The organism is Pseudomonas rustica, assembly GCF_049959085.1.
Lineage (GTDB): Bacteria > Pseudomonadota > Gammaproteobacteria > Pseudomonadales > Pseudomonadaceae > Aquipseudomonas > Aquipseudomonas rustica.
Genome location: NZ_CP188200.1, coordinates 1,230,714 through 1,250,878, shown reverse-complemented (window position 1 = coordinate 1,250,878; position 20,165 = coordinate 1,230,714). Strand labels below are relative to the sequence as shown.

The window sequence follows — 20,165 nt, the reverse complement described above, 5'->3', positions numbered from 1 at the left end:
ATGCGGGCATTTCATGCACCAAGTTGCGACCACGCAGTCACTGAAGGGATTTGTCCAGTGAACTGCTTTGGCGCACGAGGTCGATGTCCTGACACGTACCGGGATTATTTGAGTTAAGGTTTTCCAGCGCGCACGCCCGGCAACAGCGCACAGCGACCGGGCCACGCACCACGAGATAGCAAAAGTTGTACCAGTCATTTGTACTGAACCTTCGCGCAAGGCTCATACTCGAACGCATCAGAAAGCCAACTACGGAGATCCACCCATGGCCAGCATCAAGGCAAAGACTGCTCAAGAAATCCTGATGAACGACTTCCAGACACTGGTCGCCGACACCGAACGGTTGCTCGAGCACACCGCCACCCTGGCCGGCGATCAGGCAGATGAACTGCGTGAGCAGATCCACGACAGCCTGTTGCGCGCCCGCGAGACCCTGAAGCTGACCGAAGACACCCTGCGCGAACGCGGTCAGGCTGCGGTTTCCGCTACCGAAGACTACGTGTCGGCCAACCCTTGGCAATCGGTGGGGATCGCCGCTGGCGTCGGCTTCCTCATTGGCCTGCTGGCCACTCGGCGCTGATCATGTCGATCGGTGAATCCGGCCCGACAGCGGGCACCGCCTCCTCCACGCGGCGTCTGGGCGCCGCCGTTCTCGGTCTGCTGCACAGCCATGTCGAATTATTCGGCATTGAATTACAGGAGCAGAAATCACGTACCGTCAGCCTATTGTTGTTCGCAGGCCTGGCGCTGGTCTTTGCCCTGTTGTTGCTGGTGGGTTTATCGACGCTGGTGATGATCATCTTCTGGGACACCTATCGTCTTGCTGCGATCATTGGCCTGTGCGTCTTTTACACCCTGGCCTCGATCTTCTGCGGGCTACGCCTGAAAGCCGCGATCTTCGATGAGTCCTCACCCTTTCACGGCACGCTCGAAGAGCTGGCCAACGACCGGGAGCGCCTGCTGCCATGAGCCTGCCTCAACTTCCGCACAATGGTTCGCGACGGGAAATGCGCAAGGCACTGATCCGTCTGCGCATGGAAATGCACCGTCAGGAAATCCGCCACGAAACCGCACAAGTGCTGCAACCCCTGCAGCGCATGCGCGGCATGACGCAAAACCTGCAAGGCGGCTTCGGCATCAAACACGCGCCGTTATGGGGTGTGGCGGCGGTAACGCTGCTGGGCTTCATCACCGGCAAAGGCGCGAAAAGCGGTGGCGTCGGTGGTCTGACCCGTCTGATCCGTCTCGGCACCAGCCTTGGGCCATTGATCAGACTGGTCATGCAAAGCTCTGGCAAACGCTGAACTGACGCATCTGGCTACATTCTTGCAACACCGGCGGGATGAACCTCTTATCCAGAGGTTCAATCCTGCATGCCTACCCGGTCGGCAGGGTTCAACCAGAACAAGAACGACTAAGGAGGCCCCGTGATCGACGGGCAACCGCTCGCCTGCTTTCAGCCTTTTATCGATACTGCCACCGGACGCATTGCCGGCGTTGAAGCATTGGGCCGCCTGCGTCAGGCTGATGGACAACTGAATTCGGTCGGGCCGCTTTTCGCCGACCCGCGCGTGCCGGCCATTGCCCTGCGCCGCCTCGACCGGCAGATCCGTGACAACGCCTTGAGCCGTCTGCATGAAGCGCCGACAGACTGGTTTCTCAGCCTGAACATGTCGCCGCGCTGGATCAGTCGTCTGCGCCCCGACCAAGCCTTGCCCAGTCTCAAGCAACTGGCCCGGCATGGCGTCGATCCGCAGCGCATCGTTTTCGAAATCACTGAATTGGGCGGCAATAGCCAACGCCTGGCCGAAGTGGTCGCGCGCTATCGTCAGGCCGGAGCGCGAATCGCCATTGATGACTTTGGCGCGGGCTATTCGCAGCTTGATCGAGTGCTGGCCTTGCAGCCAGACATCCTCAAACTCGACATGCGCCTGTTCCAGGCGGCCGCGTTGGGCGGGCCCAGCAGTGACGTGGTCAAAGCGCTGGCACAGATGGCAGAAAAGACCGGCTGCTGGATCATCGCCGAAGGTGTCGAGACCGAAGCGCAGCTGAATTTTGCCCTGGAGTGTGGCTCGCGTTACGTGCAGGGTTTTCTGTTCGCACGTGCCCAGCAAGACTTCTTCCCCGCCGACGCATTTGTGCAACGCTTCGCTGAACTTCGCCAACGCTATGTCCGGCAGAAACTCAACGAACGCGGGCGATTGATGCAGATGCGCCAGCAACTCAGCGAACTGATGACGATCCTGCAAACCTGGGCTCAGGCCCGCGCGCCCTTGACTGCATTGCCGCAACTGGATGCCTTTCCGTGGCTGCTGCGGTTTTACCAATGCGACCGCCACGGCACACAACTGACGCCCAATCTGGAGTGGCGGCAGAACGGCTGGTTCGCCGACAACCGCTATCTGGGGCACAACTGGTCGTGGCGCCCGTACTTCTATCATCTGCTCGCCGAAGGCTGGGAAGAACGCCGTCTGACCCTGTCGAACACCTACCGCGATGCCACCAGCAACCAGTACTGCCTCACCGCCGGACAGTTTTTCGACAACGGTGAACGACTGCTGCTGATCGACATTGATGCGGCGGGACTGTAGTTCCGCTTGCAGGCACGGGGCTGAACCGGGAAGCTAGGGCATCAGTTATCCAGACGGAGAGAATCAGCCTTGGATTGGCAGACCCTGCTCAACCGCGAACGCCTCGGAAAGCCGCTGCACAGCCCGCAAGAACTCGGCCGCAGCCCTTTTCACAAAGACCATGACCGCATTATTTTCTCCGGCGCCTTTCGTCGCCTGGGACGCAAGACGCAAGTGCACCCGGTCACCAGCAACGATCACATTCACACGCGCCTGACCCACTCGCTGGAAGTCAGTTGTGTCGGCCGCTCGCTGGGCATGCGCGTCGGCGAAACCCTGCGCAGTGCTCTGCCGGAATGGTGCGACCCCGCTGACCTCGGTATGGTCGTGCAATCGGCGTGTCTGGCTCATGACATCGGTAATCCGCCGTTCGGCCATTCCGGCGAAGATGCGATTCGCCACTGGTTCCAACAGGCTGCCGGACGTGGCTGGCTCGATGGCATGAGCGAGGCCGAGCGCGGAGACTTCCTCAATTTCGAAGGCAACGCCCAGGGTTTCCGCGTGCTCACGCAACTGGAATACCACCAGTTCGACGGTGGTACGCGTCTGACCTACGCCACCCTCGGCACCTACCTGAAATACCCGTGGACTGCGCGTCACGCCGATTCCCTCGGTTACAAAAAGCACAAGTTCGGCTGCTACCAGAGCGAACTGCCGCTGCTCGAGCAGATCGCCCACAAACTCGGTCTGCCGCAAATCGAAGACCAGCGCTGGGCGCGACATCCATTGGTGTACCTGATGGAAGCCGCCGACGACATCTGCTACGCGCTGATCGACCTCGAAGACGGCCTCGAGATGGAGCTGCTGGAGTACGCCGAGGTCGAATCGCTGCTGCTCGGTCTGGTCGGTGACGACCTGCCGGAAACCTATCGCCAGCTCGGCCCGCGGGATTCACGTCGGCGCAAACTGGCAATCCTGCGCGGCAAAGCCATCGAACACCTGACAAACGCGGCGGCGCGAGCCTTCGTCGAACAGCAAGACGCCCTCCTCGCCGGCACCTTGCACGGCGACCTGGTGGAACACATGCACGGTCCGGCCAAGCGTTGCGTACTGAATGCCAAGGACATTGCGCGCAAAAAGATCTTTCAGGATAAGCGCAAAACCCTGCATGAAATCGGCGCGTACACCACGCTGGAAATCCTCCTCAACTCGTTCTGTGGCGCGGCGCTGGAACAACACAATGGCCGCACGCCGTCGTTCAAAAGCCGACGCATCCTCGACTTGTTGGGCAATAACGCGCCGGATCCACAGACGTCGTTACACAGCTCGTTTCTGCGCATGATCGATTTCATCGCCGGCATGACCGACAGCTACGCCAGCGACATGGCACTGGAAATGACCGGGCGCTCCAGTCATTGATCCGTTTGCACCCGACCGGCGCCGGTCGGGTGTAATCATTATCGAAGGTCTCTGCTAGCTATGATGCACCCTCTTTTGCGGCGTAATTCAAACAAATATTAAACACACTATAAATCCCCAGTTGCGACCCGCACTTGCAAACCACTCTGCGCAAACCTGCGACATTTGAAACAGCCCTTCCTTACGTCAAACCTAATCACCCGTAGTCCCATTCCCAAGTAATTGTAGGAATTATCCTATAACGCACCTAGAGCCATGTCCGCTCATACGAGCGTTCATACATCTGAGCTAAGGTGCGCGCTTTATTCGTGCTTGTATGGGATTTGATTATGAACTCCGTTTTTATTGTCGACGATCACCCGGTCATCCGTCTTGCCGTTCGCATGCTGCTGGAACATGAAGGCTATAAGGTCGTCGGCGAAACCGATAATGGGGTCGATGCCATGCAAATGGTGCGCGAGTGCATGCCTGACTTGATCATCCTCGACATCAGCATCCCCAAGCTCGACGGGCTCGAAGTGCTGGCCCGCTTCAACGCCATGGGTTCCTGCCTGAAAACCCTGGTGCTCACCGCCCAGTGCCCGACCTTGTTCGGCATTCGCTGCATGCAGTCCGGCGCTTCGGGTTACGTGTGCAAGCAGGAAGACTTGAGTGAACTGGTCAGTGCAATCAAGGCAGTACTTTCCGGTTACAACTATTTCCCGAGTCAGGCATTGAATCCTGTACGTAGCGATGACATTCGTTATGCTGAACTTGAATTATTCAAATCGGTCAACGACCGCGAACTCATGGTATTACAACTATTTGCCCAGGGCCGTACTAACAAGGAAATCGCCAAAGGCATGTTTCTCAGCAATAAAACCGTGAGCACTTACAAAAAACGCTTAATGCAAAAACTCAAAGCCAAATCCCTTGTTGAACTAATCGAAATGGCCAAACGTAACGCACTCGTGTGAGAGCCCGCATGCCCAGTCGTTTAAAGGACTATTTAATAGCGTTGAGTGCAAGCCTGTTGCTGAGCTCAAACGTGTTCGCCATGGTTGGCGAATCACCGGTCTATGCCTTATTCAGTCGCACGACCGGCGAATCATTATCGGTCACCTTCGAGGCGTCGCAACGACAGTGGTTGCACACCCGCAGCGAACTGGTGCTGGGCACCTCGGCACCGGATTACCCGCCGTTCGACATGACCGTCAGTGGCCGCGATTATGAAGGTCTGACTGCCGATTACGCCGGTTTCCTCAGCGAAGCCACCGGACTGCCGATCCGCATTCAACGATTCCCCTCGCGGGATGCCGCTATTCGCGCGTTGCTGGATGGCCAGGTCGATCTGCTCGGAACGGCGAACGGCTACGAAGCCGGCAACGCCAATCTGGCTCTGTCCGAGCCCTACGCGGTCGACCAGCCGGTGCTGGTGACACGCGAAGGCGAAACCCGCTCCCTGAGCGAAGGCTTGGCCGGCCTGCGTTTGAGCATGGTTTATCACTATTTGCCGCTGGCCGAGGTCAAGGCGCTGTACCCCAAAGCGCTGATCACCTGCTATCCGTCGTACCAGAACGCAATTAACGCGGTGGCATTCGACCAGGCCGATGTCTTTCTCGGCGACACCCTGTCGACGCACTACATGATCAACAAGGGTTACCTCAACAACGTGCGCATGGCCAACTTCGGCAAACAGGAAGCCCAAGGGTTCAGCTTCGCCGTGCGCCGCAACAATCCGCAGTTGCTGGACGTCATCAACACGGTACTCAAAGCGGTGCCGCGCAGTGTGCGCGAGAACATCGCCAAACGCTGGAGCGCCGGCAGCGACATGTTGCTGACCGATCAGAAACTGCAACTGACCCGCCGCGAAGAGGCCTGGCTCAAGCAGCATCCCGTGGTCAGCGTGCTGGTCAACGAGGCTTACGCGCCGCTGACGTTCTTCGACGGCGATGGCAATTTTCGCGGCATCAGCGCCGACCTGCTGGAGCTGATCCGTCTGCGTACCGGCCTGCGTTTCGACATCCGACGCAGCCGCAATGATGCCGAAATGGTCAAACAGATCGACAACCACCAGGCCGACCTCATCGCCGCGCTTCTGCCGACCGCCGAGCGCGAAGAGACCCTGACTTTCAGTCGCCCTTATCTGGAAAACTCTTACGTCCTGCTGACCCGCAAGAGTGCTGGCAGCCCGACCAATCTAGGCCAGCTCAAAGACAAACCGATCGCGATTGCGCAAGGCAATCCAATGGTCGAGTACCTGCGCCGCGAATTTCCACGCATCCAGTTGATCGAGACACCGGACACCTTCAGCGCGGTTTCGCTGCTGGCCGAAGGTCATGTTGAAGGCGCGGTGAATTCTCTGGTGATCGCCAACTACTTCATCTCTTCGCGGATTTTCGAGCGGGCGCTGCAGATCACCACCACCATCGGCACCGGTCAGGCTGCCTTTTCTCTGGCCACGGCGCGCGACAATACCGAGCTGAGTTCGATCATCAACAAAGCACTGCTGAGCATCGCACCCGAAGAACTGGGTGTGATCAATGGTCGCTGGCGCGGCTACACCTCGGCCTCGCAGAACACCTGGCGCAATTATCAACGCCTGTTCTATCAAGTCATCGGGGCTGCCGGCGTGGTTCTGCTGTTGTTGCTGGCGTGGAACGCTTATATGCGCCGCCAGATCAACCAGCGCAAAGCCGCGGAACGGGCGCTCAACGACCAGTTCGAATTCATGCGTTCACTGGTCAACGGCACGCCGCATCCGATCTACGTGCGTGACCGGCAAGGACTGTTGCAAAGCTGCAATGACAGCTACCTCGAAGCCTTCAACGCCAAACGAGAAGACGTGATCGGCAAAAGCGTCATGCAGGGCACGCTGAGCAACGCCTTCGAAGCCCAGGCATTCCAGGCGGATTATCAGCGAGTCATCGCCCAAGGCAAGCCGCTGGTGCTCGACCGTCCCCTGCACATCGGCAATCGGCGGCTGACGATCTATCACTGGATCCTGCCCTATCGTGACTCTAGCGCAGACGTGCAAGGCATCATCGGCGGCTGGATCGACATCAGCGAACGCCGCCAGCTGTTCGAGGAACTGCGCACGGCCAAAGAGCAGGCCGATGATGCGAATCGTGCGAAAAGTACCTTTCTGGCGACGATGAGCCACGAGATCCGCACGCCAATGAATGCAGTAATCGGCATGCTCGAACTGACGCTCAAACGCATGGATCAGCAGCACCCCGATCGCTCATCGATCGACACCGCCTACCATTCGGCCAAGGATCTGCTGGGTCTGATCGGCGATATTCTGGATATATGTCATTTTGCTATTTACGCTAACTATCATTCTTTACATAACACGAGGTGAATCAAAGGTATAGCGCTCAAAATAGCCCCATCCAAGAATGACAATTATCATTCCCCCTCCATTATCTTATTATTATTATCAGAATTACAAAAAAATATAATAAGCTAAATAACATACAACAAACTGATTTCTCCCCACCTTTAAAAACAATGTTTTAGCACACATCACGCAAGAAAACTTTTAAAACTCCGCGATCAAAATACCTCAAGCATCTATATATAATAAAGCAACAACTAATACGCCATGCAAATATTAATCCAATACATATCAGCGAGATAGTTTTCATCAGAAAATAAAAATAGCCAAGAGGGTATTGACGAGAAGCAAAACATGCTGCTTTATAAATATGAACACCCGCCCGGTACGAATCATGATAGCGACTCCATACTTGAATCAATATCCAGTCGTTGCAATCGACGATGACATCGTGCGCAACTTAACTGCTATATGTGATACAGAAAAAGACAATCGCGCCTTACGTACAGTGTCTATGCTGAATGCTTTTCTTGACATAACAAATCAAAGTTTGAGTCGCAGAAGCATTCGCAAACCCGAAGATATCGATGAACTCCTCTATGGTTTTGAGGGGTTTTTAAACAGCCATACTGATTATCCTGAGCGCACAATAGGCTCGTTATACAATATGCTCCGTCGCATGCTACGTGAAGCATTTGGATTTGAAAAAGATAACGTTCGAACCGGAGATAAGTCGGCTTGGAAAGTTCGCCAAGATCATAGCAGCAAATACTTTACTCAGATGCAAAAGTCTACGACCAGACTAAGATACTATGAAGGCTGGTTTGGCATCGCCCGTGACGAACAAAAAGTTTTCATTGATCTCTCCAGATTCCATAATCAGTACGGGGAAAAACTCACCAACTATTATCTTGAGCAAATCAACAATCATTGCAGCAAATACTCAGCAACCTCCGTAAAACAACAAATCAAACTTTTGAGACCAACAACCAACCTTATCTGCAAGCTATATAACAACAAGCGTAACCTGACATCACTGCAATCAAGCATCAAAGTCAATGAGTTTGCTGAATTACTATTTGCCGAGAGAAAAGCGAACTGCATTCTTAACGGAAACAAGTTAAAGTTTTTCTATATTGAATGGACTACGACCGTTTCCATTTTGAAAAACACTATTGTAGGGACTGCCATTATGGCAGAGCCACTCTACCCCCTATTCTGCCCAACTTATGAAGTTGCTAGAGATACAAACGTTCAAGAAAGCTTATACGAGAAGGCACTCACGTATGTTCCTTTGACCATTTCAGATGAAGCAGCTTTTATTCAGTTTAGGCGAGCGATAGATGGTGATATATCAATAGTCTCAGATTGCTGCGTAAAAACTTGCCAACAAGAAATGGAGAAATTAACCCGCCGCGCATTGATGGGGAAAAAGGGTCATGTAATTCATGATTTCAAACATAAAGAGCTGGATGTTCACTTCTCAACGAATGACGTGCTTGCAACTTGGAATGAATATACCTATAGAATAAATGAAACTGGAATTTTTAAATGCATTCCACCTAATGAACTGATTGATATAATCAAGCCCTTAGGTGCATTCACTCTTTTCCCATACCTGATACTTATGGTAGAACAACACGCCTTCATCACTCCGACGTGGTTTACGGACTTTGAGCTTTACAACAAAAAAGGCCAAATGACTGGCTTCACGCAGTCGGGTGATAAATATATAGCGACAAGTTTTAAACCTAGAAGCAAGCCTAAAGCACGTCAGTCAGTTATATGTAACGATATATCCGCGCAACTCATGAGGGACATCATCGCTTTAACAAGTGAGGCCCGTGCTTATCTGAGATCGATCGGCGATCCCAATTGGCGATATCTGCTATTGAGTGGTGGATTAGGATTCACTAAGCCGAGCAGAATTACAAACTTGACTAAATATACTACTCGTACGATTAAAACAATTCCACTTTACATAAATCTTAGATCGAATGACTACGTCGCGGAAGAAAAACGAGAAAGCCTCTGCGGTAGTTTGTCTCTTCGAGCTATGCGCGCTAGCCGAGTCATACAGATCTATCTGGAGACACTTAGTCAAGATGCTGTTGTACGCGAGCTAAGACATAGCGAGCACAGTAGAGCTTTAATGAATGATTATCTGCCGGCTGCTGTACGCGAATTCGTAATGGAACGATGGATAAGGTTATTCCAGAACGCAATCATATATGAAGCAATGAAAGACAGCCCTTATCTACTTGAGTCACTGGACTTCAACACTCAGGAAGAACTAGACGAATTCCTATTGAACCACAAACCACACTATCGAATTAGGCCTGAAGTCGAGAAATGTTTCTCTGGCAACCTGAGTGACAAGGATGGAGAGATTCCCGGTACGTATGACCGTGCTTACATTGCTCTCAATAAGCAGAAGCTTATTGTGCTGCTGTCCCTCTACCTAGTGATTTCTGAAGCGATGAACTCCAAATCCAAGATAACGTCTGGAGCAATGAGGTGGTATCCCATCGCTCAAATGCTTACTCAAGCATCTAATCTGCAAAAGGAAGGGAACCTAACAGATATTTGTTCTCATAGTGTCAGAGAGCTTCTGAAACACACTGCTCCCGATATCGTCCTGGCCAAAAAAATGGAAAGTCTGGTTTATGAATGAAGCTCTACTTAACGCCGAAACTCTTTCTTCCTTTACCATCAGTGAAGAAAACTCTTTTGCTGATGCGACAGCTCTGCGGAATTTCGTTTTCTCTACAATGCCTGCGGGCTGCGCTATCACTCGCCCATATTGGTTTTCTTACGATACGACGTTTGATGGAAAAATCTGGAAAGAATATATCGTAACTGACGTTGGTAGGGTAATTACTCGAACGATAGATTTCGAAATCCAGCTCTATAACGGTAGCATGTTGACGGATTCACAAAACAAACAATTACTGGACACATTTCGTTACTGGATCGCCTACCAAGTACATCCTAGATTCACAGGTGGGAAAATCTACGACCCCGACTATGCCCACGCGACGTTAACAAAGGTTCTTCAGACCATTGATTGGATAATCATCAATGGAGAGCGGTTGGAAATTTGCGAGCGGGGGCTTGCAATGATAAACGAGAACAACCTAATAACTTTCCTTGGGGACGTCTTAGATAAGCCTACGAGTGAGTCTATCTACCAATATTCAGGAAAAATTTCTGATTGGATAAAAGGAAAAATTAACGAAATTACAGATAAAGACATTGAGCTAGAAACCAGAAAACATCCTGAAATTAATTATCTACCACCTAAAGAAGACATGCAACTGTCTCTTAGCGAAGACGAATTGATTAAAGCTAGAGTTTGGTTTTTCAAACATAATTTTTATTATTACGAGCGCAACGCGTACGTGCTTCGTTCAAGCCCGATAATAGCGACCCTGTATGAAAACACTCTAAACGGCAGCAAGATAAAGCCACTCCAATTCGAGGAATTGAACGTAGGAGAGGCTTTTGACAAAACAGAATTCCCTCAAGTTGAAATTCGATCTTCTAAAGGTGAAGGCGTTTCTTATCGCATACTCAACATATATATAGCAATATGGAAGCGTTTACCGGCCATTTCGGAGATCGATTGCGATATTGATCGTAAAGCCATTCTAGGCTTGACTAAAGGAAGAGTATTGACTGGACGAATTCTTGCTCCTGAGGGACGCTATCGTACAGCCCCCATAGAAGTGGTGCTCGATGCGTTGAGAAGCAGTATCGAATTTACCATTAAGTACGGCGACATCATTCTTGAAGAAGTTTTCAACACCTTAGAAATGAGGTCGAAAGGCGGAGAAACAATAAGATCAATTTTTAATGCTAATGGACTTACAACTGGCATCATTTCATCTAGAACTGCCGAGTTAGGTGTTACTCATTGGTCAATATCGAGGCAGGATCCTGAGTTTTATAAAAAGGTCAGAAACAACAACGGGCTGGCGGAGATGTTTCAAGTACTCACTGGCTCAATTCAGATCTTCGTCGGCGCGGTAATGGCAAGGCGTCGCGACGAAATGGTCGATTTAGATAGTGCCACATGTATTTTCCCACTGAGTGATCCATCTTCCCCCGTCAACTCCAAAGTTCCTTACTATCTCGTATTTTATGGCAATAAAACTGGGGCTGCGGGAGAACGTGAAATCCTAAAGCGTCCGATTCCGTTAAAAGCAGCGATTTTCCTGAGAAAACTCAGTGCATTCAATGAGCGTCTGATAAGCATTGGCGTTCTGAAGTCTGGATGCACATTGTTTCAAAACGTCAGCAGACTGGATGGCTCCGTAAACTCGTTGTCGCGGACATCGCACTATAACAACTTTAACATCGCATGCGACTATTTCGAGCTTGCGACGACCACGATCACAAACAAAGGCGTTAGGCGCTACTACATTCGCCAACACCAGCTCAGACGTTTTTTTGCACTGGCATTTTTCTGGGGTACTGACAACCACGACCTTGAGACATTGAGTTATATGTTAGGGCACACAGACGCTCGGCAATTCTACCGGTATGTAACAGAGTCGGTGAGTGGTCGCGTGCTTAGGGAGGCCAAGGCCAATAGGATTCAAGGCAGCCTCGACAAAGGGGCTAATGACATTGAAGGGCTCTATCTCCTCAAGGATATGCTTCGAGAAACCTACAATGCCAAACAAGTTCATTTGAAGACTTACGACGAGGTTTTTAGCAGCGTCCAGCCGCTGAATGATATGAACCTCGTGACGACTAACGTCCCGTTTGAAGAATACATGAAATCTAACTCATTCGAGGGCGATATCATAGACTTTCTCGACAAGGGCAGGATCACTTTAGAACCCGAGTTCATGGACTTCATCGACATCAATGGCAACCATGCCTGCAAAATACACCTTGTGCTTGTGGTTAAGGATATCGAATGAAAATTCATGAAAGGACAGTGGCGTCAATTGAGTCTAAATATGCACTATTGAAGGCATTGCAAAAAAGCGACGACTTTAACTCGATTAATCCTGCTGTATTGGGATCTTTAGAGTCGCAGGGCGATTTTGCAGCTTTCCGATCTGAAGACTTAGGCCTAACGAGGCTAACCCTCAATGCATTCATACGTGCATCGAATATCTTAATTCACGGGGGTTTTTACACTGTGGATTCATTGCGAAAAGAGGTGCTCCGGCGGAGCAAGGTGGTTCCTAAAAAATCTAGAGAACGGTCTGACACCCGAGAGTCGATGCGCCTTAAAATTAAATATCTTGAGGAACAATTGCTCATGGCACAGGAGAGCCAGATGCAATTGACCTATGTGATATGTGAGTTACGCAATAAATACCTAAGCATCGCGTCAATCAAGCCTGAGTCAGTAAGGGCTCGATATGAACAGGATATTGGCGAAATCTACGAAACGCTAGCAGGCTTAAATCTGAACATCCTGGATTAATCAGAAAACGGGCGATCGAATGAGTTTGAATGGACTAATGGCGATCCGATTATTGATTAATAGTACGCAATACTCACAAAGCGGCTGATATAATGGCAAAGCCTCCCAAAGTCGTCACCATACTTTCGCCTAGCATGAGACTTCCCGACACAGTCACCCTTGCCGGCAGACTGACGTTGCGAGCGGCTCCAGAACTACCGTTCATTAGTTATCCAGACGGTCGCAGTTGTCCATTCGCGAATATGTATGTGCTTAGACTCTACAATGAGAATTTCTCACTCATGAATGGTGGAGGCACTGTTTCCGAATATGCCTACGAAATCAGCCATATTATAAGATTTGCCTTCGATAACAAAATTTCACTTTTTGAAATAAGCGATTTAAGATTCAAGCAGTTTCGAAATTGGTTGGAAGCGAAGAAAAAAAAAGGAGTACGAAAAACAGGGACAAGACAAGTAATAAAAATCATGACTCGAACCTTAGATTTTTTGAGCTTTATAGGCATGAGTATAGGCAATGATTTATACGTTAGTCCAAATGGATTGCTTAGAGGAACGAAAGTAATCAAAGAAGTCAGGGGGCCAAACAAAAATCCAAATGCACCTCCAACAACTGTAGTGGGTTGGACTCATTTGCATCTTCCTATTGATGATGGTAGAGAGGGACGAGGAGAACCTATCGGAGACGATGCACTCGATGCATTGAAATTTCAAGCAGCATCGAAGTTATGCCCATTTCTAAAACGTCGCACCGAGTTGATGCTTATGTTTTACGAACACCTTGGAGGACGAAGAGGGGAAGTTGTTAACGTTCGAATCCCAGATATTGAATCAGCCCTCGAAAGTGGTGAATTCATGACCAACTTGATGATGTCATCATACAAGGGGGCCAGGGGAAAAACGAGAGAAGTACCTGTTTTTCGCTTTGTGTTGGAAGAAGCAATGGAGTTCGTAAAAACTCAACGTAAAATTGTAATTGGCAGTAAGTGGAAAGGCGATAAAGACCACGGCTTTTTATTTGTTAGCGTACGTACAGGAAAACCGTTATCCACCAACTACATTACTAATATTTTTCAGGAGCTGCGTAAAAAATCAGGAATTGAGGAAAAAGCCCATGCTCATCAACTTCGCCACCTAGCAATCACACGGTGGTATTGGGCCCTACTCATGAAAGATTACGCGAAAAAAGGGGGAGCTACATACGCCCAGTCGTCTGGAGCTGTAAGAATAAGAACGTCAAAATTAATGCAGTTTGCTGGGCACATTGACGAAAGGTCGGCTTACCGATACGTACACGATAACGACAAGAAAGCGGCTGACATGACTCTCAAAGAACTAATATTAGAAAATGAAGAATTACTTCACGTTTATAAGACGACGTTAATTTCTGTTCTTTCAGAGATTGATACAATGAGCGGACTACCGGTCGATATAGAGAGGATCAAAACCAGGATTGCTGCACTGCTTTCCATCGACAATGAAATGAACAGCTCTTCGTGAGGAGAGTTATTCCTGAGGAACCATGGTTCCGCGACTACCGAGCCGAAGAGTTATGAGGCCAAGATGATCGAAGGCGCTATTACCACCGATTTCGTGTTGAGCGCGGAGATAGTCGTGATCACACTGAACGTCGTGTCAGAGGCTCTCAAGCCCTCCCCTACGCTTTGTTACCGCTTGCGCGAAGATGCCACGGGTGGTGGTCTTGACCATGCGTAGGCCTAGGTCGTCGATCCGGACGATACCAGCGACCAAGCCGTAAACACCAAACGTGACAAATAGGGCTATCAGGCTCAGGGTTGCGACTTGCTGTAATCGCCGAGCACCTTCACCTTCCGCGCCCCATCCCCTTTGTCTTTGGGAGTGAGCTTCTCAATCAAAGATTCGATGCCCTCATAGCAGAGGTATATGCCGCCGATGACCAGAAGCCCGTGCACGATCACTGGAGAGATGTAGTTCAACCCAAGCGCCAGGGGGGACCAGGATGGCCTTGTTAACAAGCGATCCCTTCAGAACGGCCCACACCACCGGCAACTCACGATCAGCCTTGAGTTCAACCACCTTTTCCGCATTCACCGCCAGGTCATCGGTGAGGACGCTCGCCGTCTTCTTTGCCGCCACCTTGCTCATCACGGAGATGTCGTCCAGTAGCGTTGCTATGTCGTCAAATAATGCAAAAAAACTGCTCGCCATCAGTTAACTCCTTGTGTCCACTCCCTAGACATCGGTGACGTCTCGACGTTCTCATCAGCTTGCAGAGGTGGACGTAGGACTCGATGTGCAACTGCGGATCGGCTCAGCAGCGTACGTAAAATTTCGCGGACCACTATCTTACGAACGACTGCTTTTGAGCTATTCACAGTGGGGATCCGAAACCCGAATTGCCAGACGAAAAAATGAATTCGGCTTTTCAGTGTGCGTGGTTGGTTACTTTGCCGTACGTGGTCTAGCATGGCGCTACTAATTGCCCACAATTACGGATATCCGAGCTTCAGGACTCCATCGTTGGAAGGGCCTCCAACAACTAGGTGCGCAGGCCCCCACAACGATCATGAAAATTGACTACGTCGAACTAAAACAGTACAGAAACTTCGCTGACGCCCACGTAAATTTTGCCAAGAACAGTCTGGTGATCGGAAGCAACGACGTTGGCAAAACGAACATGATTCATGCGTTGCGACTCTTACTGGACAAGAGCCTATCGGACGCAGATATCGAACCCTCGACACGCGATTTCCATTGCGCGCAGGATGGCACTCAGGCCGACTCCTTTTCCATCCGTATTGCATTCTCTGAAGTGACCCAGGACGCTGTACTTTCCCAGCTCAAGGGCCTAGTCAGCGCTGCTGGTCATTTTTTTCTTGAGTTTCGCGCCTACAGCGCGGACCACAGCTACGAGATCGCTGCCGGCCATGACCTCGCCAAGATGGAGGTTCTTCCTAGCCGCTATTATCTGAAGTATCTGCACCTCAAGTACATCCATTCCCAGCGGGATCTGCTGCGCTATATCCGCTCGGAAAAACAGCACCTACTGCGTCTCGCGCAGGCTGCGCGTGACCAGACGCAGACTGACGCGGACACTACGCAACTGGTGGCGCTCAGCGAGCTGCTGGAATCCGTGAATCAAGGGGTGAAGAACCTGCACTACGTTGCGGAAGCGACCAAAGATCTGAACGACGAATTGAAGGCGCTCTCCCACCATCACGCTGGCTACAACGTGTCTCTAGATACCGGTGCGATCGGCATTGAACAGTTCATCGAACAGCTGGAGCTGGGCGCAAGCACCAACGGCTCGCGCGTGATGCTCGGGGGCGATGGTCGTAACAATCAGATCCTCTTGGCCTTGTGGAAGGCCAAGAGCGTGCTGGAGTACGATCAGCACAGCGAGGTGGTGATTTACTGCGTCGAGGAACCCGAGGCGCACCTGCACCCACACCAGCAACGCAAGCTCGCGAGCTACCTCATCAGCGCACTGCCCGGCCAGACAATTGTTACTTCGCATTCTCCGCAGATCGCTGCAAGCTACCGACCGGACTCGATTGTGCGCCTCCTTCGTGACAACGGAGCGTCCCGCGCGGCAAATCATGGCTGCTCCAATTGCATTGACAGTGCATGGACAGGGCTAGGCTATCGAATGAGCATTCTTCCAGCGGAAGCATTCTTTGCCTCGGCGGTCATGCTGGTCGAGGGGCCATCGGAAATGCTTTTTTACAACGCCCTGGCACGAGCGCATAGCATCGATCTTGATCAGAGCAACGTGTCCCTGCTTTCTGTTGATGGCGTGTCGTTCGAGGTTTACCGGCGCGTGTTGAATGCGCTGGAAATTCCATGGTCCATGCGGACCGACAACGACATCTCGAATATCTCGCTTGGCCCCCAAGGGGCGCAAGTAACCTGGCGCCAAGTGGCGGGTATCAATCGCGCTCTGGCGATGGCTGGCCTACCTCCCCAGCCACATCGCCCAGTGCCTTACGATCAAGCCGCCTCTTTGGCAGATGGCAACTGGCACGCGGTAAGTGCTGCCGTTGCCCCTTCAGGAATCTTTCTCTCGCGGATCGATCTAGAGCACGATATCGCCACCGAACTCCCGACGCTGCTAACTGGGTTCAACGGCCATCAATTGGCTGAGGCTGTCACCTACCTACAAGGCAAGAAAGCCATTCGCATGCAGCAGTTCATTGAGCACTGCGCGGCTCTGCTCCGTGCCCCCCAAGATGGCCATCTGTTAAAACCGCTCATTCATTGCGTTAACGCAGCGGCGCAGGCCTAGAAATGACTGTTTTTACGCCTAGCTTGGAACAAAGCCAAGCCATTCAATGCGAGGGCGACATGGTTATCGTCGCCCGTCCCGGAAGCGGAAAAACCAGCGTCCTGTCGTGCAAGGTCCGAAATCTGGTGTCCAAACTACGCCCCTTTCAGGGCATCATCGCCATTTCCTTTACGAACAAAGCGAGCGATGAGCTGGAGCGACGCTGCAAGGCCGACGCCTTCGATGTGAAAAGCTCTTTCTTCGGCACGATCGACGATTTTTGCCTACGCGAAATTGTTTTTCCGTTCGCGCGACAGTTGATGCCTCTGGACGCTGAATTGGAAACGGTCAAGGTTGGAGAGCTACCTGAATCGGTCAGGCGCATGCTGCCGGCAACACCAATTCAGAACGGATCCGTTGCAAACACGGCCGAGTTTCTACCGTTCTTGCAGGAAGCGCTCGCACAGGGGTTCGTCCCTCTGGAGGCGGTGGGTATGCTTGCCAGCCATGTGATCGACCAGTCCCTTGCCTGCCAGAAATACCTCACGGCAAGGTATTGCGGCGTGTTTATCGATGAGTACCAAGACAGCGGGTACTTCCAACACCAACTCTTTTTAAAGCTCAAGACTCTGGGGTTAACCGCCGTTGCAGTCGGCGACGGTGACCAGTCCATTTATGTTTTCGCGCATAAGGATCCGCGCTACCTCCTAGCACTTACGGTTCCGGGCAGCGGCTTTGCCTACTTCGCCATCACCACCAACTTTCGCAGTCATCCATCCATTAGCGACTTTGCACTTCGCCTGCTCAATCCAAATCACCCGATCGCTCCGACGAACGAAATGCGGGTCTTTATTAAGACGATCGATGGGAACCAGCGTGCAATGGGTACGTGGTTAGAAACAGCCATTCCTCATCTCATGCAACACTTTCAAGTGGAGTCGGCCGGAAGGGTCGCCATTCTGTGCCGACATCAGCACTCGGCTAGATTGATTGCTGACCACTTGAATCTTGCCCACCATCTTGTCGAGGTGGCCCCCTTCGAAACCACACCGTCGGCCGAGGCTAGCATTTACTCGGATCTGCTGAGTTTGCGCTACGACCAACAGCTGACCGCCGAAACACTGATTGAGCGCGCCGGTGCGTTCAAGCTTGCCTCTCAAGAGCGACGTGCACTCCGCCGGGCGATTTTAAGTTGCCGGTCTTGCGTAGAAGGCGACCTGGTGACGACCTTACTCGACGCGGCCATACGTTTGACGGGTCGGCAGTCCTCGCCAGCGGGCACCATGGAACTTAGGGCTATCTGCGCGGATGCCGACAAGCTCCGCAGGTTTCAAAGCCCAAGTCGCGATGCCGTTCAGATCATGACGCTGCACAAGGCGAAAGGGCTGGAATTCGACATCGTTTTCCATGCCGACCTTTACGATCACGTAATCCCGACTCGCCTTTATCCTCCGAATACGTTTCAGGTCATCTTTGCGAATGAAATTCAGTGCCTAAATCTGCATTACGTGGGTATTACACGGGCAATTAAGGCTTGCGTGTTAATGACGTCGACCTATCGTATCAATGGACTGGGTGAGGTTAAAAACGGTTCTCCATCACAGTTCATTGGGAGGAACGGGACTAGCGCAATACCTATCCCCTGGTAACGTTAATAATGGGACAATCCTGTACGCTGCTGAGGAGTCGTAGGTTTTGATCGGACCCAAGGGCTTCTATTTCCCTAAGCACAAGTAATCTTGGGATAGGGTGACAAGATTCAGTCTTTTATGAGCGATGTATGATTAATTAGCACCGCTAGTTTCAATAACCTATATTTCAAGCAAAAAAAAACGGGCAAGCCAGTAGTATCATTTCTAGGGCGCCTTCGTAGGTTTTCAACCAAAAGGACTTGCGCAGGACCTGATACCCGCACATTTCAGTTTTGCCTAGCGACGACTAGCACGAACGAATCCGAATGAAATCAGCTTGACCATCGCTATGAATCGATTGCAGCATGGCGCTTTGCCGTTCTACAAGGGTTAACAATGATCATTAGGGAAGATTTTCGCTCGGTGGAGACTTGGTTGCTGCGGCTTGAAAGCTACGCGGCCGCGTTTGAGCAAAATAACGTTTCAGATTGGTCCCATCTAAAGAACAAAGAAGATTTCGATCGCGTCTATTCCCTCCCTGCATCTCAGCGCTCAAAGTTTGAAGCTATTTACATGACTGGCCGGGATCTTGCTGTTGCGATGTCCAGCCGACTCACCGAGTTCAACTGGATACAGAAATTTCCAAGCCTAAAATCATTTGTGGATTCCTTCAGCCACGGATGGGTCAACCAAATTGACCTTCTTGAAGCTGAAGCAGCTACGGCTGAGGCAGAAGCGGCTCAGTTATCTAACTGTCCTTGGTCAGTTTCTCAAATGATAAAGCTGTACAGAGCGCAAATCAGCTTATTGGGACATGTTGCTCAATGCTTAGAAGCGTTACGTAAATCAGACCTATACATCGCTGAAAGTGGATTAATGCAGTCCTCCCCAAAAGCGATGAAATATGACGCGGTGCTTCAGTGCATCCACAGTGTAGGAAAAATGTTTGAACGTCTTCCAGCTACATATTTAAACAAGGACGAAGAGACGCTGCGCGATCACATGCTGGTTTCTTTAGAGGCTGCTGTAGGAGGGTCGGTTACTGGAGAGACGTTTAACAAACGCGGTAAAACTGACATCCTTGTAAGAAATGAAGGAAATACATGCTTTGTAGGTGAGTGCAAATTTTGGGCTGGCTCTGCCGGATTTCAAAGCACAATAGACCAACTCTTGTCCTACCTTTCTTGGAGAGATACAAATACCGCTTTGATTTTCTTCGTAAAGAACAAAGAATTCACGTCGATTATTAGCAAAGCAGATGAAGCGGCCCGCACTCATCGTCTATGTATTAAAAAACTGGGGTCAAGTGACGAAACATGGTCTAGCTTTGAGTTTTCGCACCCTGATGACCCGCAGCGAATTATCAAAGTTGCAGTAATGCTCTACCACCTCCCGTAGTTTACTTCAGTTGCGTTGTTGCGAGTATCAAGTCGCAGACCTCGAATCTATTGGGTCCGAGGTTCTGCGACGAGACGTCAAGCCACACAACATAATTTACCAATGAAATAACAGACTCTTTAGAATTCGATAAATCG

Annotated in this window: 14 protein-coding genes and 2 pseudogenes; 15 read left to right on the top strand and 1 reads right to left on the bottom strand. The window is 51.0% G+C overall.

Annotation, left to right across the window (positions count from 1 at the left end; genetic code table 11):
* Nucleotides 1-265 precede the first annotated feature (265 nt).
* From ACP3TY_RS05915 to ACP3TY_RS05860, 12 genes and pseudogenes are all read left to right on the top strand, one after another.
* Nucleotides 266-580 (top strand): DUF883 family protein, encoded by a 315-nt coding sequence (locus tag ACP3TY_RS05915; RefSeq protein ID WP_053122315.1) that lies wholly within the window; start codon nucleotides 266-268, stop codon nucleotides 578-580.
* 2 nt (nucleotides 581-582) lie between these two features.
* Complete coding sequence (locus ACP3TY_RS05910; protein WP_008079909.1) at nucleotides 583-969, top strand: phage holin family protein; 387 nt, start codon at nucleotides 583-585, stop codon at nucleotides 967-969.
* Nucleotides 966-1,304 (top strand): hypothetical protein, encoded by a 339-nt coding sequence (locus ACP3TY_RS05905; protein ID WP_053122317.1) that lies wholly within the window; start codon nucleotides 966-968, stop codon nucleotides 1,302-1,304. Before ACP3TY_RS05910 ends, ACP3TY_RS05905 begins: the two co-directional genes overlap by 4 nt.
* Nucleotides 1,305-1,427: 123 nt before the next feature.
* Nucleotides 1,428-2,591, top strand: coding sequence for an EAL domain-containing protein (locus ACP3TY_RS05900; protein ID WP_426619470.1), 1,164 nt, complete (start codon nucleotides 1,428-1,430; stop codon nucleotides 2,589-2,591).
* Between the two features lie 69 nt (nucleotides 2,592-2,660).
* Nucleotides 2,661-3,989 (top strand): deoxyguanosinetriphosphate triphosphohydrolase, encoded by a 1,329-nt coding sequence (locus ACP3TY_RS05895; RefSeq protein ID WP_426619469.1) that lies wholly within the window; start codon nucleotides 2,661-2,663, stop codon nucleotides 3,987-3,989.
* 329 nt (nucleotides 3,990-4,318) lie between these two features.
* A complete protein-coding gene (locus tag ACP3TY_RS05890; protein WP_053122385.1) occupies nucleotides 4,319-4,945 on the top strand; it encodes a response regulator transcription factor in 627 nt (208 codons plus the stop codon).
* A gap of 8 nt (nucleotides 4,946-4,953) precedes the next feature.
* Nucleotides 4,954-7,281: pseudogene (locus ACP3TY_RS05885) on the top strand (transporter substrate-binding domain-containing protein); the annotation flags it as partial.
* A 421-nt stretch (nucleotides 7,282-7,702) separates the two neighbouring features.
* On the top strand, nucleotides 7,703-9,982 hold the full coding sequence (locus ACP3TY_RS05880) for a hypothetical protein (RefSeq protein WP_426619468.1): 2,280 nt from the start codon (nucleotides 7,703-7,705) through the stop codon (nucleotides 9,980-9,982).
* Nucleotides 9,975-12,239: a hypothetical protein gene (locus tag ACP3TY_RS05875; protein ID WP_426619467.1), complete on the top strand. Its 2,265-nt coding sequence runs from the start codon at nucleotides 9,975-9,977 to the stop codon at nucleotides 12,237-12,239. Before ACP3TY_RS05880 ends, ACP3TY_RS05875 begins: the two co-directional genes overlap by 8 nt.
* Nucleotides 12,236-12,754 carry a hypothetical protein gene (locus ACP3TY_RS05870; RefSeq protein WP_426619466.1) on the top strand — a complete coding sequence of 173 codons (519 nt, stop codon included), beginning with the start codon at nucleotides 12,236-12,238 and terminating at the stop codon, nucleotides 12,752-12,754. Before ACP3TY_RS05875 ends, ACP3TY_RS05870 begins: the two co-directional genes overlap by 4 nt.
* A 92-nt stretch (nucleotides 12,755-12,846) precedes the next feature.
* A complete protein-coding gene (locus tag ACP3TY_RS05865) occupies nucleotides 12,847-14,253 on the top strand; it encodes a tyrosine-type recombinase/integrase (RefSeq protein WP_426619465.1) in 1,407 nt (468 codons plus the stop codon).
* Between the two features lie 12 nt (nucleotides 14,254-14,265).
* Entirely contained in the window at nucleotides 14,266-14,469 is a 204-nt protein-coding gene (locus ACP3TY_RS05860) for a DUF808 family protein (RefSeq protein WP_426620438.1), read from the top strand.
* Here the strand turns inward: ACP3TY_RS05860 and ACP3TY_RS05855 are convergent.
* A pseudogene (locus tag ACP3TY_RS05855) lies at nucleotides 14,455-14,943 on the bottom strand (DUF808 family protein); the annotation flags it as partial. The gene ACP3TY_RS05860 and the pseudogene ACP3TY_RS05855 sit on opposite strands and share 15 nt — an antisense overlap.
* A 358-nt stretch (nucleotides 14,944-15,301) precedes the next feature.
* On the opposite strand from ACP3TY_RS05855, the gene ACP3TY_RS05850 reads away from it, so the two are divergent.
* The 3 genes from ACP3TY_RS05850 (at nucleotide 15,302) to ACP3TY_RS05840 (ending at nucleotide 20,028) form a co-directional block, all read left to right on the top strand.
* Nucleotides 15,302-17,020 (top strand): ATP-dependent nuclease, encoded by a 1,719-nt coding sequence (locus tag ACP3TY_RS05850; RefSeq protein WP_426619464.1) that lies wholly within the window; start codon nucleotides 15,302-15,304, stop codon nucleotides 17,018-17,020.
* 2 nt (nucleotides 17,021-17,022) lie between these two features.
* Entirely contained in the window at nucleotides 17,023-18,648 is a 1,626-nt protein-coding gene (locus tag ACP3TY_RS05845) for a UvrD-helicase domain-containing protein (protein WP_426619463.1), read from the top strand.
* Between the two features lie 378 nt (nucleotides 18,649-19,026).
* Nucleotides 19,027-20,028 (top strand): hypothetical protein, encoded by a 1,002-nt coding sequence (locus ACP3TY_RS05840; RefSeq protein WP_426619462.1) that lies wholly within the window; start codon nucleotides 19,027-19,029, stop codon nucleotides 20,026-20,028.
* Nucleotides 20,029-20,165 lie beyond the last annotated feature (137 nt).